The 25,923-nt window shown below is 59.0% G+C and carries 21 protein-coding genes; 9 read left to right on the top strand and 12 right to left on the bottom strand.

The features are described from left to right. The first annotated feature begins 12 nt into the window (after positions 1-12). Entirely contained in the window at positions 13-1,455 is a 1,443-nt protein-coding gene (locus GV827_RS01450; RefSeq protein ID WP_164351909.1) for an NAD(P)(+) transhydrogenase (Re/Si-specific) subunit beta, read from the top strand. 290 nt (positions 1,456-1,745) lie between these two features. Then, positions 1,746-1,877, top strand: coding sequence for a hypothetical protein (locus tag GV827_RS23825; RefSeq protein ID WP_268895689.1), 132 nt, complete (start codon positions 1,746-1,748; stop codon positions 1,875-1,877). 212 nt (positions 1,878-2,089) lie between these two features. Here GV827_RS23825 and GV827_RS01440 read toward each other — a convergent pair whose 3' ends face one another. Beyond that, entirely contained in the window at positions 2,090-3,508 is a 1,419-nt protein-coding gene (locus tag GV827_RS01440) for an MATE family efflux transporter (RefSeq protein WP_328823094.1), read from the bottom strand. A 200-nt stretch (positions 3,509-3,708) separates the two neighbouring features. Between GV827_RS01440 and GV827_RS01435 the strand changes: the two genes are divergently transcribed. Next, the gene (locus tag GV827_RS01435; RefSeq protein ID WP_164351907.1) at positions 3,709-4,992 is read left to right on the top strand and encodes a DUF3422 family protein; all 1,284 of its coding nucleotides are present in this window, start codon (positions 3,709-3,711) and stop codon (positions 4,990-4,992) included. On the opposite strand, the gene GV827_RS01430 is transcribed toward GV827_RS01435, so the two are convergent. The 4 genes from GV827_RS01430 to GV827_RS01415 form a co-directional block, all read right to left on the bottom strand. Further along, positions 4,928-6,001 (bottom strand): YeeE/YedE family protein, encoded by a 1,074-nt coding sequence (locus GV827_RS01430; RefSeq protein WP_164351906.1) that lies wholly within the window; start codon positions 5,999-6,001, stop codon positions 4,928-4,930. The two genes, GV827_RS01435 and GV827_RS01430, sit on opposite strands and share 65 nt — an antisense overlap. Positions 6,002-6,256: 255 nt before the next feature. Beyond that, the gene (locus GV827_RS01425; RefSeq protein WP_164351905.1) at positions 6,257-7,255 is read right to left on the bottom strand and encodes an ABC transporter permease; all 999 of its coding nucleotides are present in this window, start codon (positions 7,253-7,255) and stop codon (positions 6,257-6,259) included. Then, positions 7,248-8,285, bottom strand: a complete 1,038-nt coding sequence (locus GV827_RS01420) for an ABC transporter permease (protein WP_164351904.1) — start codon at positions 8,283-8,285, stop codon at positions 7,248-7,250. The genes GV827_RS01425 and GV827_RS01420 overlap by 8 nt, the downstream gene beginning before the upstream one ends. A gap of 106 nt (positions 8,286-8,391) precedes the next feature. Continuing rightward, positions 8,392-10,110 carry a peptide ABC transporter substrate-binding protein gene (locus GV827_RS01415; protein WP_164351903.1) on the bottom strand — a complete coding sequence of 573 codons (1,719 nt, stop codon included), beginning with the start codon at positions 10,108-10,110 and terminating at the stop codon, positions 8,392-8,394. A 308-nt stretch (positions 10,111-10,418) separates the two neighbouring features. On the opposite strand from GV827_RS01415, the gene GV827_RS01410 reads away from it, so the two are divergent. The 5 genes from GV827_RS01410 (at position 10,419) to GV827_RS01390 (ending at position 17,340) form a co-directional block, all read left to right on the top strand. Next, positions 10,419-12,251 carry an ABC transporter ATP-binding protein gene (locus GV827_RS01410; protein WP_164351902.1) on the top strand — a complete coding sequence of 611 codons (1,833 nt, stop codon included), beginning with the start codon at positions 10,419-10,421 and terminating at the stop codon, positions 12,249-12,251. 2 nt (positions 12,252-12,253) lie between these two features. Beyond that, positions 12,254-13,417 (top strand): acetylornithine deacetylase, encoded by a 1,164-nt coding sequence (gene argE / locus GV827_RS01405; protein ID WP_164351901.1) that lies wholly within the window; start codon positions 12,254-12,256, stop codon positions 13,415-13,417. A 76-nt stretch (positions 13,418-13,493) separates the two neighbouring features. Continuing rightward, complete coding sequence (locus tag GV827_RS01400) at positions 13,494-14,840, top strand: NAD(P)/FAD-dependent oxidoreductase (protein WP_164351900.1); 1,347 nt, start codon at positions 13,494-13,496, stop codon at positions 14,838-14,840. Between the two features lie 27 nt (positions 14,841-14,867). Continuing rightward, on the top strand, positions 14,868-16,034 hold the full coding sequence (locus GV827_RS01395; RefSeq protein ID WP_164351899.1) for a M20 aminoacylase family protein: 1,167 nt from the start codon (positions 14,868-14,870) through the stop codon (positions 16,032-16,034). 139 nt (positions 16,035-16,173) lie between these two features. Further along, complete coding sequence (locus tag GV827_RS01390; protein WP_164351898.1) at positions 16,174-17,340, top strand: M20 aminoacylase family protein; 1,167 nt, start codon at positions 16,174-16,176, stop codon at positions 17,338-17,340. A gap of 85 nt (positions 17,341-17,425) precedes the next feature. On the opposite strand, the gene GV827_RS01385 is transcribed toward GV827_RS01390, so the two are convergent. From GV827_RS01385 to moaA, 3 genes are read right to left on the bottom strand one after another with little or no spacing between them, the layout of a single operon-like run. Then, on the bottom strand, positions 17,426-18,481 hold the full coding sequence (locus GV827_RS01385) for a glycosyltransferase family 4 protein (protein ID WP_164351897.1): 1,056 nt from the start codon (positions 18,479-18,481) through the stop codon (positions 17,426-17,428). Further along, entirely contained in the window at positions 18,478-19,761 is a 1,284-nt protein-coding gene (locus GV827_RS01380; protein WP_164351896.1) for a 3-deoxy-D-manno-octulosonic acid transferase, read from the bottom strand. Before GV827_RS01380 ends, GV827_RS01385 begins: the two co-directional genes overlap by 4 nt. An 8-nt stretch (positions 19,762-19,769) precedes the next feature. After that, positions 19,770-20,777: a GTP 3',8-cyclase MoaA gene (gene moaA, locus GV827_RS01375; RefSeq protein ID WP_164351895.1), complete on the bottom strand. Its 1,008-nt coding sequence runs from the start codon at positions 20,775-20,777 to the stop codon at positions 19,770-19,772. Positions 20,778-20,862: 85 nt separating this feature from the next. On the opposite strand from moaA, the gene GV827_RS01370 reads away from it, so the two are divergent. Continuing rightward, positions 20,863-21,393: a hypothetical protein gene (locus tag GV827_RS01370; RefSeq protein ID WP_204325662.1), complete on the top strand. Its 531-nt coding sequence runs from the start codon at positions 20,863-20,865 to the stop codon at positions 21,391-21,393. A gap of 67 nt (positions 21,394-21,460) precedes the next feature. On the opposite strand, the gene GV827_RS01365 is transcribed toward GV827_RS01370, so the two are convergent. The 4 genes from GV827_RS01365 to glmU are packed head-to-tail and all read right to left on the bottom strand — an operon-like array spanning position 21,461 to position 25,903. Continuing rightward, on the bottom strand, positions 21,461-22,156 hold the full coding sequence (locus GV827_RS01365) for a DNA alkylation repair protein (protein ID WP_164351894.1): 696 nt from the start codon (positions 22,154-22,156) through the stop codon (positions 21,461-21,463). After that, positions 22,149-22,703: a pyridoxamine 5'-phosphate oxidase family protein gene (locus GV827_RS01360; protein ID WP_164351893.1), complete on the bottom strand. Its 555-nt coding sequence runs from the start codon at positions 22,701-22,703 to the stop codon at positions 22,149-22,151. The genes GV827_RS01365 and GV827_RS01360 overlap by 8 nt, the downstream gene beginning before the upstream one ends. A 24-nt stretch (positions 22,704-22,727) precedes the next feature. After that, positions 22,728-24,548, bottom strand: coding sequence for a glutamine--fructose-6-phosphate transaminase (isomerizing) (glmS, locus tag GV827_RS01355; RefSeq protein ID WP_164351892.1), 1,821 nt, complete (start codon positions 24,546-24,548; stop codon positions 22,728-22,730). A 2-nt stretch (positions 24,549-24,550) separates the two neighbouring features. After that, positions 24,551-25,903, bottom strand: coding sequence for a bifunctional UDP-N-acetylglucosamine diphosphorylase/glucosamine-1-phosphate N-acetyltransferase GlmU (gene glmU / locus GV827_RS01350; protein WP_164351891.1), 1,353 nt, complete (start codon positions 25,901-25,903; stop codon positions 24,551-24,553). Positions 25,904-25,923: the final 20 nt, after the last annotated feature.

Below are 25,923 nucleotides of genomic sequence, written 5' to 3'. Positions count from 1 at the left end.
GGAGCGAGGATCATGGAATTCGGATTTACAACAGCGGCATACGTGGTCGCAGCCATTCTCTTCATACTCGCGCTTGGTGGTCTGAGCGGGCAGGAAAGTGCGAAACGCGCGGTCTGGTATGGCATCGTCGGCATGGCGCTGGCGGTGTTTGCAACGCTCATCGGACCGGGCGCGGGTCTTTGGATCCTGTCGATCATCCTGATCGGTGCGGGCGGTGTCATTGGGTATCAACTGGCGACGCGCGTCCAGATGACCCAGATGCCGGAACTGGTCGCCGCGATGCACAGCCTTGTGGGTCTTGCGGCAGTTTTCGTGGGCTACAACGCGCATATCCAACTGGGGTATGTGGCGGATGCTTTGGCCGACCCCAGCTTTGACAAGTCCCAGTTCGGTACCTTCGCTGCGCTGATCGCCAAGAAGACAGCGGTTGAGATCAACATTCTGCGGGTCGAGCTATTCCTTGGGGTGTTCATCGGTGCAGTTACCTTCACCGGCTCCGTGATTGCCTACGGCAAGCTGGCGGGCCGTGTGAATACGGCAGCTGAAAAGCTGCCCGGCGGTCATATGCTGAACGCTGCTGCGGCGATCATTTCGGTGATCTCCCTGATCTGGTACTTCAACACCGGTGGTTTCTTCCCCCTGTTCCTGATGACGCTGCTCGCGCTTTTCATCGGCTACCACCTGATCATGGGGATCGGCGGGGCGGACATGCCTGTCGTGGTCTCAATGCTGAACTCCTATTCAGGCTGGGCCGCGGCTGCGATTGGTTTCAGCCTTGGAAACGACCTGTTGATCGTGGTCGGCGCGCTTGTCGGTTCGTCCGGTGCGATCCTGTCCTACATCATGTGTAAGGCGATGAACCGGTCGTTCATCTCGGTCATCCTGGGCGGCTTTGGCGGTCCGGCGGGCGAGCAGATGGCCGTTGAGGGTGAGCAGATCGCGATCGAAGCAGACGGCGTCGCACAGGCGCTGAATGAGGCCGATAGCGTCATCATTATCCCCGGCTATGGTATGGCCGTTGCGCAGGCGCAGGGTGCTGTGTCGGAACTGGTCAAGAAGCTGCGCGCCAAGGGCAAGAACGTGCGCTTCGCCATTCACCCCGTCGCGGGGCGTCTGCCGGGCCACATGAACGTGTTGCTGGCCGAAGCAAAGGTGCCTTACGACATCGTTATGGAAATGGATGAGATCAACGATGATTTCCCGGACACGGATGTTGCGATCGTCATTGGCTCCAACGACATCGTGAATCCGGCAGCACAGGACGATCCAAACAGCCCGATTGCCGGGATGCCGGTTCTTGAGTGCTGGAAGGCCAAGCAGGTCTTCGTCTCCAAGCGGGGGCAGGGTACGGGGTATTCCGGTATTGAGAATCCGCTGTTCTTCAAAGAGAACACGCGCATGTTCTATGGCGATGCCAAGGCGTCGCTCGACAAGCTGCTGCCGATGATCGACTGATAGCTTCGCATCAGGAGGGTTCAGGAGCGGTAGGCTCCGGGCCAGCTTGATTTGATGACTTATGAACGCCCCGCCGGAATTGGCGGGGCGTTTGTCGTTGCGCTGTGCAACTGTTGCATCAGCGACGTCACTGGTCTTCTGTCACGAAACCATATCTCCGCCCTATATCAACCAATCCTTGCCGTTAATCCGACGTTAACCGAGGCTTTGGGAACACTTCCGCGAGGGGAATTGTGGTTGTCTCAATCGGCATTCTACTGATCGGAGGTCACTTCCTCTTTCTGGTTGCAATGGCACATTTTTGCGCAAGTTTCGTGCCGGTCCTTGGACCGTTCGTCTTGCTGTTCGTGGCTGTCCTGTCTGAGCTTGAGATCGTTAATGTGCAGACGTGGCTGGAGGCGTCTTTATCGGAAGGCACTTGAACAGGAACCCGCGTTCCGGCTGGAACGTGGTGGCCTTCGGCACAACCACAAAGCGGGCCGCTTACCATGATATCTCAAAGCCAGACGGTAGCGATAAGGTGCACCAAACCTTAATCAGGCGGATGCTGTCTGATGCTTTCAAGCGAAGCAGAATTCCAACGCGCGCATATGTCGGTATCTTGCGGCTTTCCTTTAAGCGTTGGCAGGATCGGTTAGGCCCTTTGCGGCAACACTTTCAATGGAAACGTCACAAGGCCGTTGTCCGTGTCAAGCAACCCCGTGCCCTTGGCTGATATCACTGCCGCCCAGCCTGCGATTACATTCGCAACCACGGCTGCCGCGATGATGCCGGGATAGCCCATGCTCAGCGCACCGACCCAAGCCAACGGTAAGTAGAGTGCGAAAATACGGCCGAGGCTCAGGCTCATCGACCAAACCGCTTTGTCCCTCGCATTCATCGCTGCATTCGCGGTCACGACCAGTCCGTAGCCGAATAAAGACAGTCCGACAAAGCGCAGGTAGATTGCAGCGTACCCTGCGTCCTCATCACCAGAAGCAAATATGCCAGCAAGTGGTTCCGCAAAAAGAGCCAGAACCGTTGCCACTAGCGCACCGTAGCCCATGCAGAACCAGAAGGCTGCGGCAGTTGCTCCTTGGGCGCGGTCGTGTTTGTCCGCACCCCAATTCTGGCCGACCACGGGGCCGATTCCAGAGGAAAGCGCCAGCAACGGGACCAGCGCCATGGATTGAATGCGCGTTGCGGCACCAAACCCCGCTACGGCCGCTTCACCCACTGTTGCAACGGCCGCCGTGACGAGCGCCATGCCAGCAGGGTTGATCGCGTTGGAAAAGGCGGCTGGCAAGCCGACATTCAGAATTTTGCGCACGGACTGCCATAGGCCGGAGAACAAGCTGCCGCACCACCCTAACAGACCGCGCCGCCATGCAATGTAAAGCGCCAGCGCGACGGCTATCATGCGGCCTGCCAGTGTAGCCACAGCAGCGCCTGCCATGCCAAGCTCGGGAAGACCCCACATCCCAAAGATCAGCAAGGGATTTAGGGCGACATTCACCACGGCGGCAAGCACCATAATCCATGCGGACGTGAGACTATCCCCATGCGAGCGGAACACCGCATTCGTGATCATCATCACGACCAGAAAAGGAAAGCTGAGTGCCCATACCGGGACGTAGGCCGAAATGTTACCCGAGACTTCCTGCCCCGCCCCAAGTGCTGCGAAAATCAGTGGATAAATGGCCCAGAAAAGCAATGCGACGGCAATAGAGAGTCCTAGACCCAAACCAATGGCATGCAAGCCCAGTCGCCGCGTGGCTTCTGCGTCATCGCCGCGCCCCACACCCTGACTAAGCGCCGCATTTGCACCCGCGCTCAAACCGATGGACAAAGACGTGATCGCAGTCGTGACCGGGTAAATGAAACCGACCGCTGCAAGAGCAGCACCACCCAGTTTGCTCAGGAAAAAGGCATCGGCCAGACCCACGCTGAGGACCGCAAAGATACCAAAACTCATCGGCGCTGACATACCCGCAAGCGCACGCCAAACCGGACCTTTGGTCAGATCACGTTTGTTGTCGTCGGCTTTGATTTCGCTTTGGTCTTGATCCGGCACTGACTGAAAGCTCCTGCAATTCGGAACAGAACGACGGGGCAGGGCCGTTGGTTCCAATTCTTTCAGCGATTGTCGTGGGTTGTGGCGCTACGGTATGCAAATGTACACGCCCAACATCCTGAAAAGTATAAACTTTCTCTGTCAAATTCCAAAAAATCGCCTATGTATGGGATCACACAACGATCCTTGGAAACCCGCCCATGGCCCCGATCAAAGACTATCCACAACGCTACGCCCTGACCGGGGAGCTTCACGCGCGCCCTTTTCCGTCACTCAAAGCGCCTTCCACGGCGGTGTTTCTGGCGATCAAACAGCCTGACGATGCTGCGAACCGGGACAAGAGCACCGATCTGGCACATCTTACCGCGCTTCTGGATCACTACGGTGCACCCAAGCCTGATCCACAAGCCACGCATTACTATGGCGAGATGGGGAAATACTGGCTGAAATGGGAGCAGCACACAGAGCTGGTGACCTACACCGTTTTCCGCGACGAAGCCGGGGAGCGGGCGTTCGATCCCGGTGAATTCGATGTTTTTCCCGACTATTGGTTGTCTGAGGCGCCGGGGGGACGGATCACCTCAGCGCTGATCCGGCTGATGCCCAAGCCCGCGACCGACAAGGAGATCAGCGAAAAGCTGTCAGACTGGTTCGTGCCAGAAAGCCTTGCGGTGGCTGATGTGCTGGAGGGGGCGGCGGTGGTGGCCTCGGACTTTCGCATCGATTCTGCGGGCCATCTTCGCATCGCACTTTTCAAGGATGACAAGACCGGGACACGCCGCACAGGCCGCATCGTGCAGCGGCTGTGCGAGATCGAAATGTATAAATCAGCCTCCATGCTGGGCTTTTCCATGGTCCGCTGGATGGCACCGCAGCTTAATGATCTGGACGCCAAGCTGACGGATCTCATGGCGCAGATGAAAGGCCCGGCGGCCAAGGCCGAAGACACGCTGCATGCGCTTTTGGATATTTCGGTTGAACTGGAAGAGCTGTCGGTCAAGACGGCGTTCCGTTTCGGCGCGACGGGGGCCTATCGGGCTATCGTTGGCCAGCGGATCGAGGCATTGCGAGAGAACCGCTTCTTGAGCAGGCAGAGCATTGCCGAGTTCATGATGCGCCGGTACGAGCCCGCGATGCGAACGGTCCAATCCAGTGAGACCCGTCTCAAGACGATGTCCGCAAGAGCGATCCGAGCATCGGAACTTCTGCGGACACGTGTGGATGTGGAACGATCTGCCCAAAACCAGGAAATCCTTGCCAGCATGGACAAGCGGGCTGACTTGCAGCTTCGGTTGCAGAGAACGGTCGAGGGGCTTTCGGTTGTGGCAATCAGCTATTACGCAGTGTCTTTGGCGGGATACCTATTATACCCCGCCGCCGAGGTTTTGGGTGCGAGCAAAGGGGTGCTCACTGCGCTGATCACTCTGCCGGTTGTAGCTGCCGTGTGGCTGATGGTGCGCCGCTTGCGGAAGCACCTTGACTAAGCAACGCCTGGGTCGCCTTGGCCCCCAATGCGATCATTACAATGGCAAGGATGGCCGCAAGCGACAGTGTCGGGACACCTGAGAGGCCGGCACCCAACGTGCAGCCGCCTGCCAGCACACCGCCCACACCCATGAGAGATGCGCCAGCCATGTAGCGACCGGTCTGGCGCGGGGAGTCGAAGCTTTGCCATTGAAAGCGGCCAGAGATAAGGCTGGCGACCAATGCTCCGCCCAGAACACCTGCGATCAAGCCGGTACCGAATCCCGGCGCGATAGAGGTGCTTGCGATGCTCCAGAACAGCGTGTCGGCAGCAGGCGACGTGAAGGACAGGCTTTCCAGCGCGATGGGATCGAAATCATCATAGAGGATGAAGCCGGTACCGACCCACGCCGCAGGGACCAGAAGACCGATCAGCGCGGCAAGTATCAGGGTACTGACCCGGTTGCCCGAACGCAGGGCAAAAGAGAGAGCGGTAAGCGCAATAAGACCAGCCCAGAAAGGCGCACCGCCGGGGAGGGCGGCGAGACTAACAGTGTCCCCCATGGGGACGGTTACAGAGCCTAGCGCGGTCCGCACCGGTGCCAGCACGCCCTTGAGGGTCATATGAGCCACCACGGCGAAGACGAGCACAACTAGCGCGGCACGCAGGTTGCCGGACCCTGTTAGCACTGTCAGGCGGGACACGCAGCCACGCGTCAGGACCATGCCAACCCCAAAGAGGAGGCCACCCAGCGCGATGGCAAGTACAGGCATGTCAGAAACCATGAAGCGGTGGTCGTCAAAGGTGATGTATCCGGCAGCAACTGCGGCTTGCGTACCTATGACAGCAACTCCCAGCGCGGTCAGCCAGACACCGGCAGCAGCACGGCTGTCTTCGCCCACAATCGCGCGGCGAAAACAGAACTTGGTGATCTGTGCCAGCACGCCAAAAAGCGCGCCGATGATCAGTGCGAAATATACTGACGCCTGCGGTGCGGTCAGATTCTCAAAAGCGAAGGCCTCGAACATGGTTTTTCCCCAATTCAGAAGATCTGTTCCATCTGGGGCAGGAGGCGAGGTTGATCAAGTCAGCCCCAAGGCCCTGAGAGGGGGTTTTGGAGGACATTATTCCACATCAGAGCCGTCCAAAGAACAACGGTTTGTCAGCACGTGGCGCGCAGGTCCGCGCGTGCCGCTTTGATGCCGCTTTAAGGCTTTTGTTCTTATTTCACATGCAGAGCGGCGTCTGCTTTACCTGACAGGACACGCAGACACTCGCGCGCTTCAGCGGCCTCTGATCCGCGGATCAAGCGCATCGCGCAGGCCGTCGCCGAGGTAATTCACGCTCAGCACTGTCAGTGAGATGGCAATCCCCGGCAGCAGAACGCGCTCAGGGAAATCCTGCATTCTTTGCACAGCATCTGCCAACAGTTTGCCCCAAGTGGGGAAGTCTGAAGGAAAGCCAACGCCGAGAAAGCTCAGCGCACTTTCTGTGATGATGGCCGTGGCAAGGCCCAGCGTCGCCGAAACCATGATGGGCGAGATAACGTTGGGCAACAGATGACGGCGGATGATCTTGCCAGAAGTCGTGCCAATGGACCGGGCAGCCAGAATGAACTCACGTTCTTTCAACGCCAGAATATCGCCGCGTACGATCCGCGCGGTTTGCATCCACGATGTCAGGCCAATGATGCCCACGATCAGAATGAACATGCCCCCTTCGGGGCCGAACCGGGAATTCAGGGGCTGGCGGAACAGGGTCACGGCCAGCAGCGTTAGCGGGAGGATGGGCAGGGACAGGACCAGATCAGTAAAGCGCATCATCAGGAAATCAAGGCGCTTGAAGTAGCCAGACAGCACACCGATGGCGGTGCCGATCAGCAGCGCAAGACCCATGGCAAGCCAACCAACGGCCATGGACACACGCCCACCAGCTATCATCTGGGCGAGGATATCGCGGCCCAATTGGTCGGTGCCGAAGGGATGTATCCATCCCGCCTTGGCGTCTGCGTTCCACAAGAGAGTGTAGACTGGCCGCCAGTCCTTGTTACGGATGTCCAGCGCCTTGGGGTCGGCATCCCATAGCCATGGGCCAAGGATCACACCAAGAGTGATGAACATCAGGAAGCCACCACCAAAGACCGCGCCCTTGTGTTTGCGGAACTGGTCCCAGACGTCTTTCCACTGGCTGCGCGGCGGCTTTTGCGGCTCTTTGTCCGTGAGTGCGCCAAAGATCTCGATATCGGCCTCGATGGGGCTGGCGGGGACAGCTTGCTCAGTCATAGCGGATCCTCGGGTCAAGCAGTCCGTAGAGGACATCAGCGATCAGGTTAAACAGGACGATCAGGATGGCGAAGATAAACGTGAGCGTCATCACCATGGGCAGATCGTTTGCAAAAAGGGCGGTCAACAGCAACTGACCGATGCCGTTCACCTTAAAGACGTTCTCGGTGATGATCGCGCCGCCAAAGATGGCTGGCATGCCAAGCGCGATCACAGTCACGACCGGGATCATGGAGTTGCGCAGCACGTGGACCATGACCACTACGCCTTCGCGCAGGCCCTTGGCGCGGGCGGTACGCACATAGTCCTGATTGAGGTTATCCAGCATCGCGCCGCGCATGTAGCGGCTGATCTGGGCTGTAGTCTGCAAGGCCAGCACCATGACGGGCATGATCATCTGGTAGAACTGAACCTTGAAGCTGGCCCAATCGGTCACGACGTGGGTGGTGTCATAGATTGACGGCAGCCAGCCGAGGTACACAGAGAAGATCACGATCAGCAGCGGACCGGTAAAGAAAGGCGGGATCGAGAAACCAACCATGGTGATAAACGTACCCGCCTGATCGAATACTGAATAATGGCGGTAGGCAGAATAGATGCCGATCGGGATCGCAATGACGATACCGACAATATAGCTGAGCCCAACAACCCAGAGGGTCTGTGGCATCCGCTGGATGACGATATCCATGACCGGCGAACGGGTCTGCCATGAGATAACCCGCAGCTCACCATTGTAAAAGCTGGTGTCAGGCAACCAGCCCAGCAGCAGGCTGGAGTTGGTCAGGTAGTCGATGAGGATCTTTGGCTCGATCCAGAAGAACTGGATCAGCCATTTGTAGTATTGAACGTACCACGGCGCGCCAAGGCCAAGTGCCTCGCGCATCTTCTGTTTTACTTCTGGTGGTACGGTTAAAGGCACCTGCGCCATGGGATCGCCGGGTGCCAATTGTAGCAGGCCAAAGATCACGAGGCTGATGAACAAAAGTGTCGGGATTGACAGGATCAATCGTCGGAAGGTGAAGGTCAGCATGAAGGGCCGTCGCCTTTGTTAATCAGTCTGGAAGGGAAGGGCGCAGGGCGGGCGAACCTGCCCTGCGCAATTGAAGCGGCGGGGGTGATCCCCGCCACAACCGTAATCAGTCGCCGATGCGGTACCAATCGGCGATGTTCCACAGCTCGCTGTCCCAGACGTTGAGCGCGATACCACCAAGGCTGTCAGCATGCGCAGATACACGGGCACGGTTGACCAGCGGTACGATTGTCATCGTGTCCTTGGTCAGCATGTCGTTCATCTTGCGCGCGATCTCACCACGCTTGTCGATGTCACCGGTGCGTGCCAGTTCGTCGATCAGCGCGTCATACTCAGGATCGCAGAAGCGGTTGATGTTCTCACCCTGCCACTGGCTGGAAGGCTTAGGCTCGGCGCCGCAACGGTAGGCCGCCAGGTACTGCTGGGGGTCAGTGCCGTTGAAGGTGTTGGCGTACATTTCCACGTCCGCATAGAACTTCTGGAAGGTGTCAGGCGAACCTGGGTCACCGCCAAAGAACACGGAAGCGTCAAGGTTGCGCAGTTCGGTTTCGACACCGATCTGGCTCCACCAGTCTTTGATCAAGGCCTGGAAGTCCTGACGTACGGCGTTCGTGGAGGTTTGGTACAGGATCGACAGACGCACGCCATCCTTGGCGCGGATGCCGTCGGAGCCTTTGACCCAGCCAGCTTCTTCCAGCATTGCGTTGGCACCTTCGATGTCCTGTGTCAGGCAGCCGGTGTTATCGGATGCATAGATCGCAGGCGCAGGAACCAGATTGCAGGTTGGCGTACCGGCCTTGCCATAACCTACCTCGGTCAGCAGTGCGCGGTCGATGGCCATGGAAAGGGCTGTACGCACCGCGAGATCGCTCAGGAACGGGTGCGGCTCTGCGACTGTTGCGCGTGTCTCTGGGGGCAGATCCGGTGAGGGGTTCGTCAGGTTCATTTCCAGACGTTCAACCAGTGGACCAAAGCCTGCGATGGCCTTGCCCTTGCCGCCTTCTTCCATCTTGGCAATCACGTCAGGTGCCAGCTGGAGGTTCCAGGCATAGTCGAACTCGCCCGTTTCCAGAACAGAACGACCCGCTGCAACCGCGTCACCGCCGCCTTTGAAGGTTACGGAGGCAAATGCAGGCTTGCCTGCTTCACGGTAGTTGTCGTTCGCGGCAAATGTGATCACGTCGTTGGGACGGAAGTCAGTCACCACGAAAGGACCTGTACCAATCGGGTTGAAGTTGGCTTCGGTGCACTCAGGCGCCTTGGCACCGAGGCATTCGGCAAACTGTGCAGCCTGAATGATCGGGGATTGGCCACCGACGAATGGACCGTAAGGATTCGGCTTGGGCTGGTTGAAAGTGACCTTCACTGTCAGATCATCGACAGCTTCGACCATTTCAACACCGTCAAAGAATGCGGCCTGCGCACAGCCGCCTTCGGGATGCATGCAGTATTCCGCAGTGAATTTGACGTCTGCAGATGTCACAGGCGTGCCGTCGGACCACTGAAGACCCTCTTTGATCTTCCATGTGATTGTGGTCAGATCCTCGGAAACGCCGCCGTTGGCAACTGTCGGGACTTCTTCGGCCAAGAACGGAACCATCTCACCGGTCTCGTTATAGCGGGCCAGAGGCTCCAGTACGAGAGAGGCTGATTCAACGTCCTTAGTGCCGCCGGACAGGAAGGGGTTCAGAATCGATGGCGCTTGCCAATAAATGATCTTCACTTCTCCGTCGCGACCGCGTTCACCTTCGTGACCCTCTGCCATGACCATTGGGGCAAGCGCGGTAGACGCGATCGCACCCATCAGTAGGGTTTTCAATTTCATAATACTCTCCTTGTTGGACACGTTTAAGAGTGCCGCGTTTTGAGGTGGGACAGGCCCACCCAGCTTCGTCGCTTCGGGAAAACTTTAAGAAGAGCTGCTAACCCTGCGTAAAGATGCAAGATTTGCTGACTTCAATTCGCGCACCCCCGAAGCGCATGGCACGTATGACAACAGGTTTTCATCAAATTGCAAGCCTTGTCTAAGGGTAAGCACAAAATTGATGGGCCAAGTGCCCGAGCGGTTTGACCTGCGATGGGTTAAGCCGTAGCGTCTGGGCGATAACGCTGCCAATAGCGACAGGGGAAAATATGCTCGACCAAACCAACGCGGCACCTATTGCGCAAATTCAAGGGCTTCGGGTTGAATTTCAGACCAAAGATGGCCCCGTGGTGGGGGTAGAGGATGTCAGTTTCGACATCAATCCGGGAGAAACCGTCTGCGTTGTTGGCGAATCCGGCTCCGGGAAATCGGTATCTTCGCTGTCGCTGATGCGGCTTGTGGAATACGGCGGTGGTGAAATTGCAGGCGGTCGCCTGCTTTTTGATCGTGCACAAGGTGACCAGATCGATCTTGCCCATGCCGGTCAGGCCGAGATGCGGCGCATTCGCGGCAATGAAATCGGAATGATATTTCAAGAGCCGATGACTGCGTTGAACCCGGTTTTCACTGTTGGGCGTCAGATGACCGAAGGTCTGCGCATCCATAAGGGAATGAATAAAAGACAAGCCGAAGCGCGCGCGCTTGAATTGCTCAAGCAGGTTCGCATTCCCGAGCCGGAGCGGCGGCTGAAGCAATACCCGCACGAGCTGTCTGGTGGCATGCGTCAACGTGTGGTGATCGCCATGGCGCTGGCCTGTGAGCCGCGCCTGCTGATTGCGGATGAGCCGACAACGGCGCTGGATGTGACCATTCAGGCCGAAATCCTTGCGCTGATGGACCGCCTGAAGCGCGAAACCGGCACGGCGGTGATGTTCATCACCCACGACATGGCCGTTGTGGCGCAGATGGCGGACCGGGTGGTCGTCATGTTCCGAGGCAATAAGGTCGAGGAAGGCACGGTCGAGGAGATTTTCGAGAACCCCAAACACGCCTATACCAAAGCTTTGTTGGCGGCGGTGCCCAAACTGGGTGAGATGAAGGGTAAGAAATACCCCGAACCGATGAAGCTTTTGGGCAGTGACAAGAACGCCATCAAACCGATTGAGGGCACCGAGGAGGTGCTGCTGAGCGTCAAGAACCTGACCACGCGGTTCCCTGTGAAAGGTGGTTTTTTCCGCCGCACCGTGGCCAATGTCCATGCGGTTGAAGACCTCTCATTCACGATCAACAAGGGTCAGACGCTGAGCCTTGTTGGGGAATCAGGCTGTGGTAAATCCACTGCCGGACGCTCTATTCTGCGTTTGGTCGAGCCGCAGACAGGTGAAGTCAATCTGGGCGGGACGGATATCATGGCGTTAAGCCAGCGCGATCTGCGCACCGCGCGGCTTGATATGCAGATGATCTTTCAGGATCCCTTCGCCTCGTTAAACCCACAGATGCAATTGGCCGATCAGGTGGCCGAGCCGATCCACAACTTCAAGACCCTCAAGGGCAAAGACGTCACTGATCGGGTCGAGATGCTGTTTGACCGTGTGGAATTGCCGCGCAGCTTCATGCGTCGCTTCCCGCACGAGCTGTCGGGCGGTCAGCGGCAGCGGGTCGCGATTGCCCGCGCACTGGCGCTGAACCCCAAGCTGATCATCGCGGACGAGGCTGTTTCAGCGCTCGACGTGTCAGTACAGGCGCAGGTGCTGAACCTGATGATGGAACTGCAGGACGAGCTGAGCCTGAGCTTCCTGTTCATCAGCCACGACATGGCCGTGGTTGAACGGGTCAGCCACTACGTTGGCGTTATGTATTTGGGGCGTATTGTGGAACTGGGGCCGCGGGACCGCGTGTTCGAGAACCCGTTGCATGCCTATACGCAGGCGCTGATGAAAGCGGTCCCCATTGCCGATCCGCGCCAGCGCAAGGATGAAAAGGACCTGAACTTCAAGCCTATCCCGTCGCCCATTCATCCGACCAGCTACAAGGCTGCCCCGTCGGAATACGTCGAAGTGCATCCGGGCCATCACCTGCTGATTACGGACAGTGGGTATTAAACATGGCGCAGCGTCTCAGCCCTTTCGAACTTATGGAGAAGCTGATCAGCTTTCCGACCGTCTCGCGTGATACGAACATCCCTCTGATCGATTGGGTGGCTGATTATCTGGACAGTCACGGGATCGAGAGCCACCGCTACATTGATCCAGAACAGCCCAAACACGCGCTCTTTGCCCATGTCGGCCCGTGGGAAGAGGGCGCTTTGGTGTTGTCGGGCCATACGGACGTGGTCCCTGTAGACGGTCAGCCGTGGGATACGGATCCGTTCAGCGTCGTTGAGAAGGACGGAAAGTACTACGGACGCGGCACCTGTGACATGAAGGGGTTCGATGCTCTCGCTCTTTGGGCGCTTGTGGAAGGTAAGTATTCCGACATCAAACGGCCCTTGCAGATTGCCCTGAGTTTCGATGAAGAGATTGGCTGTACCGGCGCGCCACCGATGATCGAGGCGATGCAGCCTGTGCTGCCCAAGGGATCTGCTGCGATCATCGGAGAGCCGTCTACCATGCAGGCTGTCACCGGCCACAAGGGCGGCATCGGATTTGACACGCATGTCATCGGATTCGAGGTGCATTCGTCGATGCTGCACAAGGGCGTCAACGCGATCATGGCCGGGGCCAAACTGATCGAATGGGCGAACCAGATCAACACCGAGAACATGGAGGACAAGCCCACCGATCTGGCTGCGATGTTCGACCCTCCTTTCACAACGCTCCATGTGGGCATGATCAAAGGCGGCACCGCCCATAACATCACCGCCAAGGATTGCTGGTTCGCGATGGATTTCCGCGTCGTACCGGGCGAGGATAAAGACAAGTGGGCAATGGATTATCTCAAGAAAGTCCGCGCGGTCGAGGCCGAGATGCAGGCCGTTGTCCCGGAAACCCGAATCGAGATCACACCGCGCTTCGACGTACCGGCCTTGCAGCCTGAACACGAAGGCGAGGCCGAAGCGCTGGTGCGCCAGATCACCGGGGATAATGCAAGCCACAAGGTGAGCTATGGCACGGAGGCTGGCCAGTTTCAGGATGCAGGCTATTCCGCAGTGATCTGCGGGCCCGGCAGTATTGAACAGGCGCATCAGCCCAACGAGTATATTGAAGTTGCCCAATTCAATGCAGGGCATGATTTTATGAAGAAGCTTCTGGAGCGATTGGCGACCTGATCAAGGGACGTCCATCTTTCCCGACGTGTGACAGATGCAAGGTGCGGCTTCGCGGCACCTGCAGGGCGAAAGACAAATGCAGCCATTTCCGATTACCGAGGCCACGCCGATTACCTATCGTGCCGCGCTGCCGAACCGCGCGGATGTGGTCGTTATCGGGGGCGGTGTCATCGGTGTGTCTACCGCGATCTACCTTGCGCGCGCCGGGCAGGATGTCGTTCTGCTGGAAAAAGGACGCATCGCCGCAGAGCAATCTTCGCGCAACTGGGGCTGGATCAGGCAGCAGGGTCGTGATCCTGATGAACTGCCGATCATGGTCGAAGCGATCGCGCGCTGGAAAGAACTCGCGGCTGAAACCAACATCGATTTTGGTTTGCGGCAGGGCGGCGTCACGTATCTTGCCAGCACGGCCAAGCAATTGGTGCGTTACGAGGCGTGGCTGCCACATGCGCGGGCGAATGGGGTCGATACCCGTCTCCTCTCAGCGTCAGAAACACAGGCGATGTTTCCGGGCATGGCGTGGTCTGCCGCCGGGGCGCTGGTCACCCCCTCTGATATGCGGGCGGAACCTTGGGCCGCAGTCCCGGCGCTGGCTGGGGTAGCCACGCGCGCGGGCGCTCAGCTGATCGAGGGCTGCGCGGTGCGGAGCCTTGATATTCAGGCGGGCCGCGTGGCCGGTGTGATGACCGAGCGTGGTCGCATCGCGACATCGAGCGTTGTGCTGGCGGGCGGCGCGTGGTCCTCGCTGTTCCTGCGCAACCACGGTGTCTCGATCCCGCAGCTTTCCGTACGCGAAAGCGTCGCTGCCACGACCCCTTTGCCGGAAATTCACAGCGGTGCCGCGGCGGCCAAGGACGTGGCTTTCAGGCGGCGCGCTGACGGCGGCTACACACTGGCACCGGCAGGCGTTTCAGAATTGTTTATCGGACCAGATGCGTTTCGCGCCTTTCCCAAGTATCTCCCGCAACTCAGCGCGACGCCCTTCGGCCAAGCCTATTGGCCCGCCGCGCCAAGTGGATTTCCCGATGCATGGCGAACGCAGCGGCGATGGTCAGCAGAAGACCGGACGCCTTTTGAAGAAATGCGGGTTTTGAACCCCGCTCCAAACCCGCGTCATATTCGGAAATTACAGCGCGGCTTTGCTGCGCTCTATCCGGGCTTGCCGCCAGTCAGGCTCAAGGCTGTCTGGGCGGGCATGATCGACACGATGCCGGATGTTGTTCCAATCGTTGATCACATCGCAGAAATCCCGGGTCTGATTGTGGGCACCGGGATGTCCGGGCACGGCTTTGGCATCGGTCCTGCGATGGGGCGCATTTTGGGCGCACTGGTCACGGGCAATAGCGTAGGGCATGATCTGCACAGATTTAGAAGCACCCGATTCAGAGACGGGAGCGCAATTGCGCTGGGACCCTCGATCTAGGCCCGGGATATTTTCAGGAGAAGACTTTTGCCAATCAAGAACCGATTTGCCGAGACGCATGCCGAAATTGCGGCCTGGCGGCGGCACCTGCACCAGCACCCCGAATTGCAATTCGACGTGCACGAGACCGCGAAATTCGTGGAAGAGAAACTGCGCAGTTTCGGGATTACTGACATCACCACTGGCATTGGCCAGACAGGTGTTGTCGCGGTGATCGAAGGGCGGAGCAACACGTCAGGCCGCGCTATCGGTCTGCGCGCGGATATGGACGCCCTGCCGATCATGGAGGCGACAGGGCTGGAGTATGCCAGCAAGACACCCGGCAAAATGCATGCCTGCGGGCATGACGGGCATACCGCGATGCTCCTGGGGGCCGCGCAATATCTGGCCGAAACGCGCAACTTCGACGGTCGCTGCGTGCTGATCTTTCAGCCTGCCGAAGAAGGCGGCGGCGGCGGCAACGAGATGGTCAAGGACGGGCTGATGGAGCGCTGGGGCATCGACGAGGTCTATGGCATGCACAACATGCCGGACTATCCCGTGGGGCAGTTTGCGATCCGCAAGGGGGCCTTGCTGGCGGCGGCGGACCAGTTCGAAATCGTGATCGAAGGGCAGGGCGGTCATGCGGCAGCCCCGCACGAGGCTATCGACACCAATCTGGCGGCGGCGCATGTGGTGGTGGCCCTGCAAAGCATCGCAAGCCGGAATGTCGACCCTGTCAAACAGGTGGTCGTCTCGGTCTGCACCATGAGAAGCGATACCGAAAGCCACAACGTCCTGCCGCAGACTGTGAAGCTTATCGGGACGGTGAGAACACTGGACGAAGACGTGCGCGATTTAGCCGAACAGCGTTTGCGGGATGTGACGACCCATACGGCCGCCGCCTATCAATGCACCGCGCAGATCGACTATGAGCGCGGCTATCCGGTGACCATCAACCATGACACCGAGACTGACTATGCCGCAGATGTGGCCGAGAACATAATGCCGGGCGTCTGGCGGGACACGCCACCGATCATGGCGGGCGAAGATTTTTCCTACATGCTGAACGTGCGCCCCGGGGCCTATATCATGATCGGCAATGGCGAAGGACCGACGGTACATCACCCCAAATACGACTTTAATGATGACGCGATCCCGGCGGGCTGTTCGTGGTTTGCCGAGATGGTGGAGATACGGCTGGCGGCGGGGTAGTTTTCTGCGGTGTGGATAAGGATTGAGGCACCTGACCTGCCTCCGTCTTTCACCGTTTCGTCAACCTTCGGCCCCTTTCATCTTTTGAATGCTCACCATAGACAGTGGGTAAAGTCGCTTATGCACAAAGGATTAACCAATGCCCGTCAAGAACCGTTTTGCCGAACTCCATGACGATATCACCGCCTGGCGGCGCGATTTGCACGAACACCCGGAAATTCTGTTCGAGACGCATCGCACCTCAGCCACGGTGGCCGAGAAACTGCGCGCCTTTGGCTGCGACGAGGTTGTCGAGGGCATCGGGCGGACCGGGGTTGTCGGCGTGATCAAGGGCAAGACCCAGAGCTCTGGCAAGGTCATCGGCCTGCGGGCGGACATGGATGCGCTCCCCATTCACGAGCAGACTGGCGTGGAATACGCCTCCAAGACGCCCGGTGCGATGCATGCTTGCGGCCACGATGGGCATACCGCGATGCTGCTGGGCGCTGCGCGTTACCTGGCCGAGACCCGCAATTTCGGCGGTACCTGCGTGGTGATCTTCCAGCCCGCCGAAGAAGGCGGCGGCGGCGGCAAGGAGATGTGTGACGACGGCATGATGGAGCGTTGGGGCATTCAGGAAGTCTACGGCATGCACAACTGGCCGGGGATGCCCACGGGCAGTTTCGGCATTCGCACCGGCCCGTTTTTTGCCGCAACTGACTTGCTGGACATCGAGGTTGAGGGGCTGGGCGGCCACGCGGCCAAACCCCAAGAGACGATCGACACGACTGTTGTGGCAGCGCATATCATTACCGCTTTGCAGACGATTGCGAGCCGCAACGCGGACCCGATTGGTAACATCGTGGTGTCGATCACGTCGTTCGAAACCTCATCTAAGGCGTTCAACGTGATCCCGCAGAAGGTGCAAATGTATGGCACAGTGCGGACCCTGTCGAATGAGCTGCGCGATCTGGCCGAAAAGCGCGTGACCGAGATTTGCGAAGGGATCGCCGCGACATTCGGCGCGACCGCGCGGGTCAACTACAAACGCAATTATCCCGTGATGGTGAACCACCCTGAGCAGACGGAATTTGCCGCCGAGGTGGCGCGCAAGATTTCCGGGCAGTGCGATGAGGCGCCCTTGGTGATGGGCGGTGAGGATTTTGCCTTTATGCTCGAAGAGCGGCCGGGTGCCTATATCCTGGTCGGCAACGGGACAGAGGGTGCGATGGTGCATCACCCGCTTTACAACTTCAACGACGAGGCGATCCCGGCTGGCTGTAGCTGGTGGGCGGGTATCATCGAAGAGCGGATGCCAGCGGGGTAGCGCACTGCTGCTCACGTGAGACGCGGTGCGCGCGTCAGCATTGAATTGTATTGGAAAGATGAAGCCGGGCGGTGTTCCCGGCTTATCACCTTTCGGCCAATAGGCGGCGGTAAAGGGCGATCAGCTCTGCCGCCTCGCGTTCGATGGCGAAATGTTCGGCGACATGGGGGCGGGCGTTTCTGGCCCATTCCCGGACCCGATGGGGAGGCTCGAAGGCTTGGGCGATAGCTTTCGCGAGGGCTTCTGGGTCGTCGGGGGCGACCAGCGCGCCGGTATCCTTCGTCACGATTTGCTCGAAGGCGCCGACGCGGGTGGCGATGACGGGGACGCCGCAGGCCATGGCCTCGATCGGGGTCAGGCCGAAGCCCTCCCAGCGCTGCGGGGCGACATAGAGGTCGAGGACACGGTACCAGTCGGCCATGTCTTCCACTGGGACTTCGGGTAGGAAGTGGATGCGGTCTGCGAGACCTGCCGTCTGCACCGTGGTCTTGAGGTCGTTGAGGAAACCCCGGTCTTTTTCAACGGCACGGCCCATGACGAGGGCATGGGCGTCCAGGTTCTTGAGCGCGTCTGTCATGGCGGTGACGAAGACATCGGTGCCCTTGGATGATCGGATGCGACCGTAGCACCCGATCAGAATCCCGTCGGCAGGCAGTCCGAGTTTCTGTCGCAGGTCCGCGCGGTCCTGCGGGGGCGAGAACCCCTCAAGGTCGATGCCATGCATGATGACTTGCGCATCGTTTTCCAGATATTCCGCTGTGCGGTCCGATGTTGCCACCACAGCGTCCATGCGGCGGATAAGCCAGCGTGTCAGACCGGTTTGCCTGCGTTGTGACGCGGAGGTGAAGACAAGCCTCAGCTTTTTCCCCAGCAGGTATTTCAACGCCAGCCCACCGATCATCTCTACATTGCGCCGGGCGTGCCAGACGCGGGGGCCGTCAGGGCCACGACGGGGCATGGTGACAAGCTGAGACAGGCGGATTTGCGGGACATGGTCCGGAATCACGGGGCCTGTCGCGGCGATCGCGATGTCACGCGACTGCACCGGCACAAGGCGCACCACGGTCGCCGTGACACCCGACAGGCGGCGCTTGAAGTTCGGCGCGATGACCTGAACCTTGCGGATATCGACGTGGCTCATCCGGCAAGCTCCAAGACGTTGATCAACCGCTCTGCGATGCTGTCCAACTGGCCTGTCTGACCTTCGGCAAAGGCGCGTGCAGCGTCGCAGGCTTGCCTGCGGGCGTCGTCATCGGAAAGCAGCGCATCGACTTTCTCGGCCAGATCGCTGGCATCCGATATCAACTGTGCAGCACCAAGGTCTTGCATTTCCTGGAACGTCTCAGCGAAATTCGTTACATGATGGCCAGACAGGACCGTGGCCCCGGATTGAGCGACTTCGAACGAGTTATGGCCCCCAATGGGATGGAGTGATCCGCCGAGAAAGACGATATCTGTAAAGGCGTACCAGGTTCCCAATTCCCCCATCGTGTCCGCCAGATAGACTTGGTCACCGGGTGCATCCCCCAAAGAGCGACGGGTCACGCCGAGACCCGCGTCAGAGATGAGGTTCATCACCTCTTGTCCGCGTTCGGGATGGCGGGGCGCGAGGATCAGGTGCAGGTCAGGACGGGTGGCCAGAAGGCGCTTGTGGGCCTCCAGCACAACGTCTTCTTCGCCCGGATGTGTCGAGGACGCGACCCAGACAGGCCGATGGCCAAGGGCGGCGCGGGCTTCGAAGAGAGCGTCTTGATCTACGGGCAGCGGATCCGACATGGATTTGAGGTTGATGCCTCGTGCCACGCGTTGGGGCGGTGCGTGCATTGCGACCATGGCCTCGGCCATCTTGTCATTCTGGGTCAGGATCAGTTCGAACACCTCAAGTACATAGCGGGCGAATGCGGGCCGTTTGCGCCAGCTTTCCATGGACTTTTGTGACAGGCGTGCATTGAGCAGTGCCAGTTTCGCGCCGCTCTCGTAGGTGCGGCGCAGCATCTGGGGCCAAAGCTCGCTTTCCACGAAGATCGCCGCATCCGGGCGCCAGTGCTTCAGAAAGCGTTTCAAGGGGCCGGGCGCGTCAAGAGGGGCGAACTGATGCACCGTACGTGGCGGAAGGCGGTCCTGCACCAGCTTGGCAGATGTGGCCGTGCCAGAAGTGATAAGAAACTGTGCGTCAGGCAGGGCACGTCCCATCCGGGTAATAAGAGCGAGCACTGAAAGGCTCTCTCCGACCGATGCCGCGTGAAACCAGATCAAGGGGCCATTTTGCTGACGTGGCTGCGTGGCATGGCCCAGCTTTTCGTGTGCGCGTGACACGGAAACACCTGCGCGGCGCAGCTTACGCGTTTCAGTCCGGGCAAAGAAAGGGACCAGCAGCATGGAGGCCGCGACCCATGCACGATACAGGAAAGGCGCGGCCATGGATCGGCTCAGCCGCCGGTGTGGCTCATGTGGCGGGGCATCTGGCCGTCCAGCCGCTGGCGGGAATAGTCAAAGTCGTGGCCCTTGGGTTTGAGATTGATGGCCGCGCGAATAGCCTCTTCCAAGGGCGCGCTATCCTGAGGCGCGGCACGCAGGGGCGCGCGCAAGTCAGCCATATCCTCCTGGCCAAGGCACATATAGAGCTCACCTGTGCAGGTCAGCCGTACCCGGTTGCAACTCTCGCAGAAATTATGGCTCAACGGCGTGATAAAGCCGATCTTCTGGCCGGTTTCCTCAAGCCGCACATAGCGGGCAGGGCCGCCGGTGCGTTCGGCCAGATCGGTGACGGTATAATGTTCGGCGTAGCGGGCGCGTACGTCCTTTAGAGACCAGTACTGGCCCAACCGGTCTTCGTTGCCCAGATCGCCCATCGGCATCACCTCGATCCAGGTCAGGTCCATGTCGCGTTCGGCACACCATGCGGTGATGGTGGGCAATTCGTCTTCGTTAAATCCCTTCAATGCGACAGCATTGATCTTGACCCGCAGTCCCGCCTTTTGCGCAGCATCGACCCCCCGCAGCACCTGAGGCAGACGCCCCCAGCGCGTGATGTCGGCAAACTTTTGGTCATCCAGCGTATCGAGCGAGATATTCACGCGGCGCACGCCAGCGGCATAAAGCTGGTCGGCGAACCGCTCCAACTGACTGCCATTGGTCGTCAATGTCAGTTCCTTCAGCGCGCCGCTATCCAAATGACGGGTCATGCCATTGAAGAAGGTCATGATGTCACGCCGCACCAATGGTTCGCCGCCGGTGATCCGTAGCTTCTCCACACCCAGACCCACGAAAGTCGAGCACATGCGGTCCAGTTCTTCCAGCGTCAGCAGTTCCTTCTTGGGCAGGAAGGTCATGTTTTCAGACATGCAATAGACACAGCGGAAATCACAGCGGTCAGTCACGGAGACCCGCAGATAGGTGATTGCACGTGCGAATGGATCAATAAGAGGAGCTGTCATAGCACATAGGTAATCGCCCGCTGATCTGCGGGCAAGCAGCATTTGGGCGATTGATGGGCGGACCGGGCAGGGATAGGTTCGGGATATGAAACGTTTTTTGATATCAGGTGCAGCAGCGCTGTCGTTGACGGCTTGTGCCCAGATGGGCGGACTGGCGGACAGGATCGGTCTTGGGGGCAGGGCAGAGGTGTCTGAGGCTCCGGCTGACCCCTTTGTACCGGCAGAAGCGATAGTGACGGAAACCGCGCTTGCCCCGGCGACGGCAGCGCCGCCACCACCGCCCGCGGCGCGGACGGCAGAGGCGTTGGACACAACGACCCCCGAACAACGCGCTGCGGCCACCGCTGCACCCGCGCAGCCAACCCGGGCCTTGGGAACGACCGTCGTGTCGCTGGGGAGTCCAACCGAACCCGGACTTTGGCTGAAAACACCCTTGGTCAAGGAAGAGGCACAAGGCCGCGTGACAAATCCGGCGAATGGTAAGTCATCCTTGGTCACGCTTCTGCCGCTTGATGGCCCGGCAACGGCGGGCAGCCGCATGTCTCTTGCGGCGCTTCGCCTGATTGAAGCGTCCTTGACAGATTTGACTGAGGTCGAAGTGGCGCTGGAAGGGTAAAGCGCTGGGGCAACCGGGAAACGGAACTTGAGATCAAACACTTAGGCCGGGGAGCTGTTGCGTTTGATCAGTCCGGCTTTTGCGTCTTTCGCAGATGCCGCAGCGCTTCTTTTACCGCGAACGGCTTCAAATTCTCGCCATGCTTTTCCACGAACGCCCGCGTGCGCGCTTCGTCGTGCTTTGACAGGTCGCGCAGCCACCATCCAATGGCTTTCTGAATGAACCAACGATGGTCCGGCACCATCTCTGCAGCCCAGCCAAGAATGCGGTCGCGTGCCTCAAGCTCGGCAGGTTTCGGGTGGTTTTGCTTGGTCAAGGGCAGGGTGATCACAAGCGCCGCACGCCGCGTCCACAAATGATCGGAGCGCACCCACGTCTCGACCTCATCCAGCCGTGACGGATCTGCGACCAGTCGCTTTTGCCCTGCCATACAGGCGTGATCGGCGATGGCCCAACTGTCAAAATCAGGCACCCACGAAACAATTACATTCCACGCTGCGGTGTCATCGGGCCGGATGCGCGCCTGCGTCAGTGACTTAGCTGCGGCGAGGCGCGCCTCAAAGATGTTCGTCCGCCATAGCGCATCAGCCAAAGCGACACGTGTGTCAGTGTCCAGCTCCTTGCGCCATGCTTTGGTCAGCTCATCGATCTGAGGGTTCGACAGGCCAAGGTATTCCCGCTCAACCTTATGATATTTCTGCATATCTGCCGCGCGTGCAGGATCGGCCTGCTCCCGAAGCTGGGCGAGATAGGGTTCATGCATCCGTATCGTCCAGAATGTGCGTGGCCAGCCCGTCGATGGTGCGCTGGTTGCGCTCTTTCCAGTAGGTTGCGATGCCGTCCGGGCCTTTGTCTTCGGTCCACTGTTTCAGCACATCGCGCGGCCCTTTGTAATCGTAGAATGGCACTGCAAACCCGCAGGATGTCTGCAAGATCTCGACCGTCATGTCGTAGATCTGACGCGCGCCGTCGCTGGGCGGAAAATCGAGGTTAAGCGCATCGAAATCTGCATCACGGGGGTGCAGAGTGCGGGCGGTTCCATAGGCGCGCATAATCATCGGTCGCTTTTCAAAGCCGCACCACATCAGGGTCATCCGGTTATGCAATGCCAGATGGGCGGCGGTTTCGTTGCCCGAGCCTGTCCAGTTGCGCCAGATAATCCGGTTCGGCCCCAAAACGCGTAACGAATCCATCCCCTTGGGAGAGATGTTCACACGACCCTCATCTGCTGCGGTGCCGCAGAAAAAGATCTGCTGGGCTTCGATGAATTGGCGATGATCGTCGTTGATCTCGTCGAATTGCTTGGCCATCTACGTCCCTTTTGGTTGCTTCGGCTATTCCACAGTCACCGATTTGGCGAGGTTTCTTGGCTGATCTACATCAGTACCCTTGGCCACTGCCGTATGATAGGCAAGGAGCTGGGCCGGGATCGCGTAAAGGATCGGCGCCAGTATGTCAGCGACCTTCGGCATCTCGATGCTCTCCCAGACGCCATGGCTGGCCTCTGACAGACCGTCGGCATCCGAGACAAGGATTACCTTGCCCTTGCGCGCCATGACTTCCTGCATGTTGCTGACGGTCTTATCAAAGAGTGCGTCTTTGGGGGCCAGAACGACAACAGGAACTTCCTCATCGACAAGTGCGATGGGCCCATGCTTTAGCTCACCTGACGCATAAGCTTCGGCGTGTATATAGCTGATTTCTTTTAATTTTAATGCACCCTCAAGTGCTAAGGGGAACATCTGGCCACGCCCAAGGAAAAGCACGTCGCGTGCCGAGGAAAGCTTGTAGGCCGCGCTTCGCATCATGTCGTTCTGTTCAAGCGCGGTGTTGATGACGGAAGGAAGGCCACGTAATGCGCTGATATGATCAGCCAGTGCGGCATCGTCCAGAACGCCCCGGTCGTTTGCGGCCTTCAGAACCAGCAGCAAAAGGACGGTCAACTGGCAGGTAAAGGCCTTGGTCGAGGCTACGCCAACCTCGACACCCGCGTAGATCGGCAAAGCCAGATCGCTTTCGCGCGCGATGGACGATTCTGGCACGTTGATCACCGACAGGATGCTTTGTGCCTTGCCATCGCAATAACGCAGGGCAGCGAGTGTATCGGCAGTTTCGCCCGACTGGCTTACGAAGACAGCAAGCGTGCGGTCGGGGATCGGTGGTTCGCGGTAGCGGAATTCAGAGGCGACATCGACCTCGACGGGGATGCGGGCGATCTGTTCGAACCAGTATTTTGCCGTCATACAGGCGTATGAGGCGGTGCCGCAGGCCACCATCGTGATGCGATCCACCTTGGTGAAATCAATACCGCCGTCGGGCAGCATAATCTCGCCCCTGTCGCTGAGGTAATGCGAGATCGCCTGACCGATCACGCCCGGCTGTTCAGCGATTTCCTTGGCCATGAAGTGTTTGTGCCCACCCTTGTCGATGCGCGTCGCATCAATCTGGATGGTGCGGATGGCCCGGTTTGCAAGGTTGCCGTTCGCATCCGTCACTTCAACCGACGTCCGGGTGATGACCGCGATATCGCCCTCTTCGAGATAGGAAATCCGGTCTGTCAGGGGCGACAGCGCAATGGCATCGCTGCCCACGAACATCTCGCCTGTGCCATAGCCGATGGCCAAGGGCGAGCCTTTGCGCGCGGCGATCATCAGGTCTTCATATCCGTCAAAAAGAAAGGCGAGGGCAAAGGCACCTTCAAGGCGGGCCAGCGTCTTCTTGGCGGCCTCCACCGGATCGGCCCCTTCGGTCATGTAGCGATGGGTCATCAGTGCGACGGTTTCAGTGTCCGTTTCCGTGACAAACTCTACCCCGGCATCGGCCAGTTCGGCGCGCAATTCGCGGAAGTTTTCAATGATGCCATTATGGACGACAGCGACCTTGCCGGCCTGATGCGGATGCGCATTGGTGACGGTGGGGGCACCATGGGTGGCCCAGCGGGTATGGCCAATTCCCGATTTGCCAGCCAGAGGTTCATGTACCAGCAAATCAGACAGGTTCACCAGTTTGCCCACGGCGCGGCGGCGGGCCAGTTTGCCATCATTTACGGTGGCGATACCCGCGCTGTCATAGCCGCGATATTCAAGCCGTTTCAGCGCCTCAACCAAGATTGGCGCAACCTCATGGTCACCCAATACACCGACAATACCACACATTTTCAGCTGCCTCGCTGCATTTTGGCCTTTTTGGCCTTTAACATTTCGAACAATTTGCGTGCCATGCCGGGTTTTTCTACCTGCGGCGCGCGGGCCAGCGCCAAAGCGTCAGCTTCCACGTCTGAGGTGATCACGGAACCGCTGCCCGTCATCGCCCCATCTCCAATCGAAACAGGAGCGACAAGCATGGTGCTGGAGCCTATGAAGGCACCTGCGCCCACATGCGTGTGATGTTTCATCACACCATCATAGTTGCAGGTCACAGTCCCAGCACCGATATTTGCAGCCGCACCTATGGTGGCATCACCGATATAGCTCAGGTGGTTCACCTTCGCGCCTTCGGCGATCTGGGCATTCTTGATCTCGACAAAGTTGCCGATGCGCACGTTTTCAGAGAGTTCCGCGCCGGGCCGCAGGCGGGCATAAGGTCCGATGATGGCCCCACGAGAGACATGGCAGCCTTCGAGATGAGAAAAGGCGCGGATGATCGCACCCGATTCAACCGTTACACCGGGGCCAAAGACAACATTGGGTTCAACAAGGCTGTCACGGCCGATAACCGTGTCGCGGGCAAGGAAAACAGTCTGTGGCGCGCTAAGTGTCACGCCATCCTCAAGAAGGGCGGCGCGTGCACGTTCCTGAAAATCCGCTTCGGCGCGTGCAAGTTCAGCGCGGGAGTTGATACCGACGGTTTCCCATTCGTCGCAAGTCACAGCTGTCGCCGAAAGACCGCGTGCGCGGGCAAGGCCGACGATATCGGTCAGATAATACTCTTCCGACGCATTGTTGTTGTCTACGGCATCGATCAGGTCGAAAAGCAGATCGGCCTTGCAGGCGACAACGCCGGAATTGCACAGCGTGATCATGCGCTCCTTTTCAGAGGCGTCTTTGTATTCAACGATCCGGTCGAGTTGCTGGCCATCCATGACCAGACGGCCATAGCGGGCCGGGTCCGCGGCCTCAAAACCCAGAACGACCACGTCATTTTGCATCAGCGCCTCGCGCATCTTTTCCAGCGTTTCTGCCTGGATAAAGGGCGTGTCGCCGTAAAGCACCAGCGCCATTCCGTCGAAACCGGAAAGTGCGGGTCGGGCTTGGGCAACGGCATGGGCTGTCCCAAGCTGTTCGGTCTGTTCAACCACCTTGATCTGCGCGTCGTGGGCAAACGTCGCATTGCGCACCTGCTCAGCGCCGTGACCTGCCACGACCACACGCGCCTCCGGCGCCAGCGTCTCACCTGCGGCAAGGGCGTGGAGCAACATAGGTTCGCCCGCGATGGGATGCAGGACTTTTGGCAGGTCCGAATTCATCCGCGTGCCTTTGCCTGCGGCAAGGATGATCAGGGCAGTGTTCATGGGCTACTCGTGCTTCTTTT

This window comes from Sulfitobacter sediminilitoris (genome assembly GCF_010667575.1).
GTDB lineage: Bacteria > Pseudomonadota > Alphaproteobacteria > Rhodobacterales > Rhodobacteraceae > Sulfitobacter > Sulfitobacter sediminilitoris.
This window is presented reverse-complemented; position numbering and strand designations above follow the sequence as displayed.

Coding starts and splice junctions, on each gene's coding strand:
- GV827_RS01450 (WP_164351909.1), top strand. CDS start 13: ATGGAATTCGGATTTACAACAGCGGCATACGTGGTCGCAGCCATTCTC.
- GV827_RS23825 (WP_268895689.1), top strand. CDS start 1,746: ATGGCACATTTTTGCGCAAGTTTCGTGCCGGTCCTTGGACCGTTCGTC.
- GV827_RS01435 (WP_164351907.1), top strand. CDS start 3,709: ATGGCCCCGATCAAAGACTATCCACAACGCTACGCCCTGACCGGGGAG.
- GV827_RS01430 (WP_164351906.1), bottom strand. CDS start 6,001: ATGTTCGAGGCCTTCGCTTTTGAGAATCTGACCGCACCGCAGGCGTCA.
- GV827_RS01425 (WP_164351905.1), bottom strand. CDS start 7,255: ATGACTGAGCAAGCTGTCCCCGCCAGCCCCATCGAGGCCGATATCGAG.
- GV827_RS01420 (WP_164351904.1), bottom strand. CDS start 8,285: ATGCTGACCTTCACCTTCCGACGATTGATCCTGTCAATCCCGACACTT.
- GV827_RS01415 (WP_164351903.1), bottom strand. CDS start 10,110: ATGAAATTGAAAACCCTACTGATGGGTGCGATCGCGTCTACCGCGCTT.
- GV827_RS01410 (WP_164351902.1), top strand. CDS start 10,419: ATGCTCGACCAAACCAACGCGGCACCTATTGCGCAAATTCAAGGGCTT.
- argE (WP_164351901.1), top strand. CDS start 12,254: ATGGCGCAGCGTCTCAGCCCTTTCGAACTTATGGAGAAGCTGATCAGC.
- GV827_RS01400 (WP_164351900.1), top strand. CDS start 13,494: ATGCAGCCATTTCCGATTACCGAGGCCACGCCGATTACCTATCGTGCC.
- GV827_RS01390 (WP_164351898.1), top strand. CDS start 16,174: ATGCCCGTCAAGAACCGTTTTGCCGAACTCCATGACGATATCACCGCC.
- GV827_RS01385 (WP_164351897.1), bottom strand. CDS start 18,481: ATGAGCCACGTCGATATCCGCAAGGTTCAGGTCATCGCGCCGAACTTC.
- GV827_RS01380 (WP_164351896.1), bottom strand. CDS start 19,761: ATGGCCGCGCCTTTCCTGTATCGTGCATGGGTCGCGGCCTCCATGCTG.
- moaA (WP_164351895.1), bottom strand. CDS start 20,777: ATGACAGCTCCTCTTATTGATCCATTCGCACGTGCAATCACCTATCTG.
- GV827_RS01370 (WP_204325662.1), top strand. CDS start 20,863: ATGAAACGTTTTTTGATATCAGGTGCAGCAGCGCTGTCGTTGACGGCT.
- GV827_RS01365 (WP_164351894.1), bottom strand. CDS start 22,156: ATGCATGAACCCTATCTCGCCCAGCTTCGGGAGCAGGCCGATCCTGCA.
- GV827_RS01360 (WP_164351893.1), bottom strand. CDS start 22,703: ATGGCCAAGCAATTCGACGAGATCAACGACGATCATCGCCAATTCATC.
- glmS (WP_164351892.1), bottom strand. CDS start 24,548: ATGTGTGGTATTGTCGGTGTATTGGGTGACCATGAGGTTGCGCCAATC.
- glmU (WP_164351891.1), bottom strand. CDS start 25,903: ATGAACACTGCCCTGATCATCCTTGCCGCAGGCAAAGGCACGCGGATG.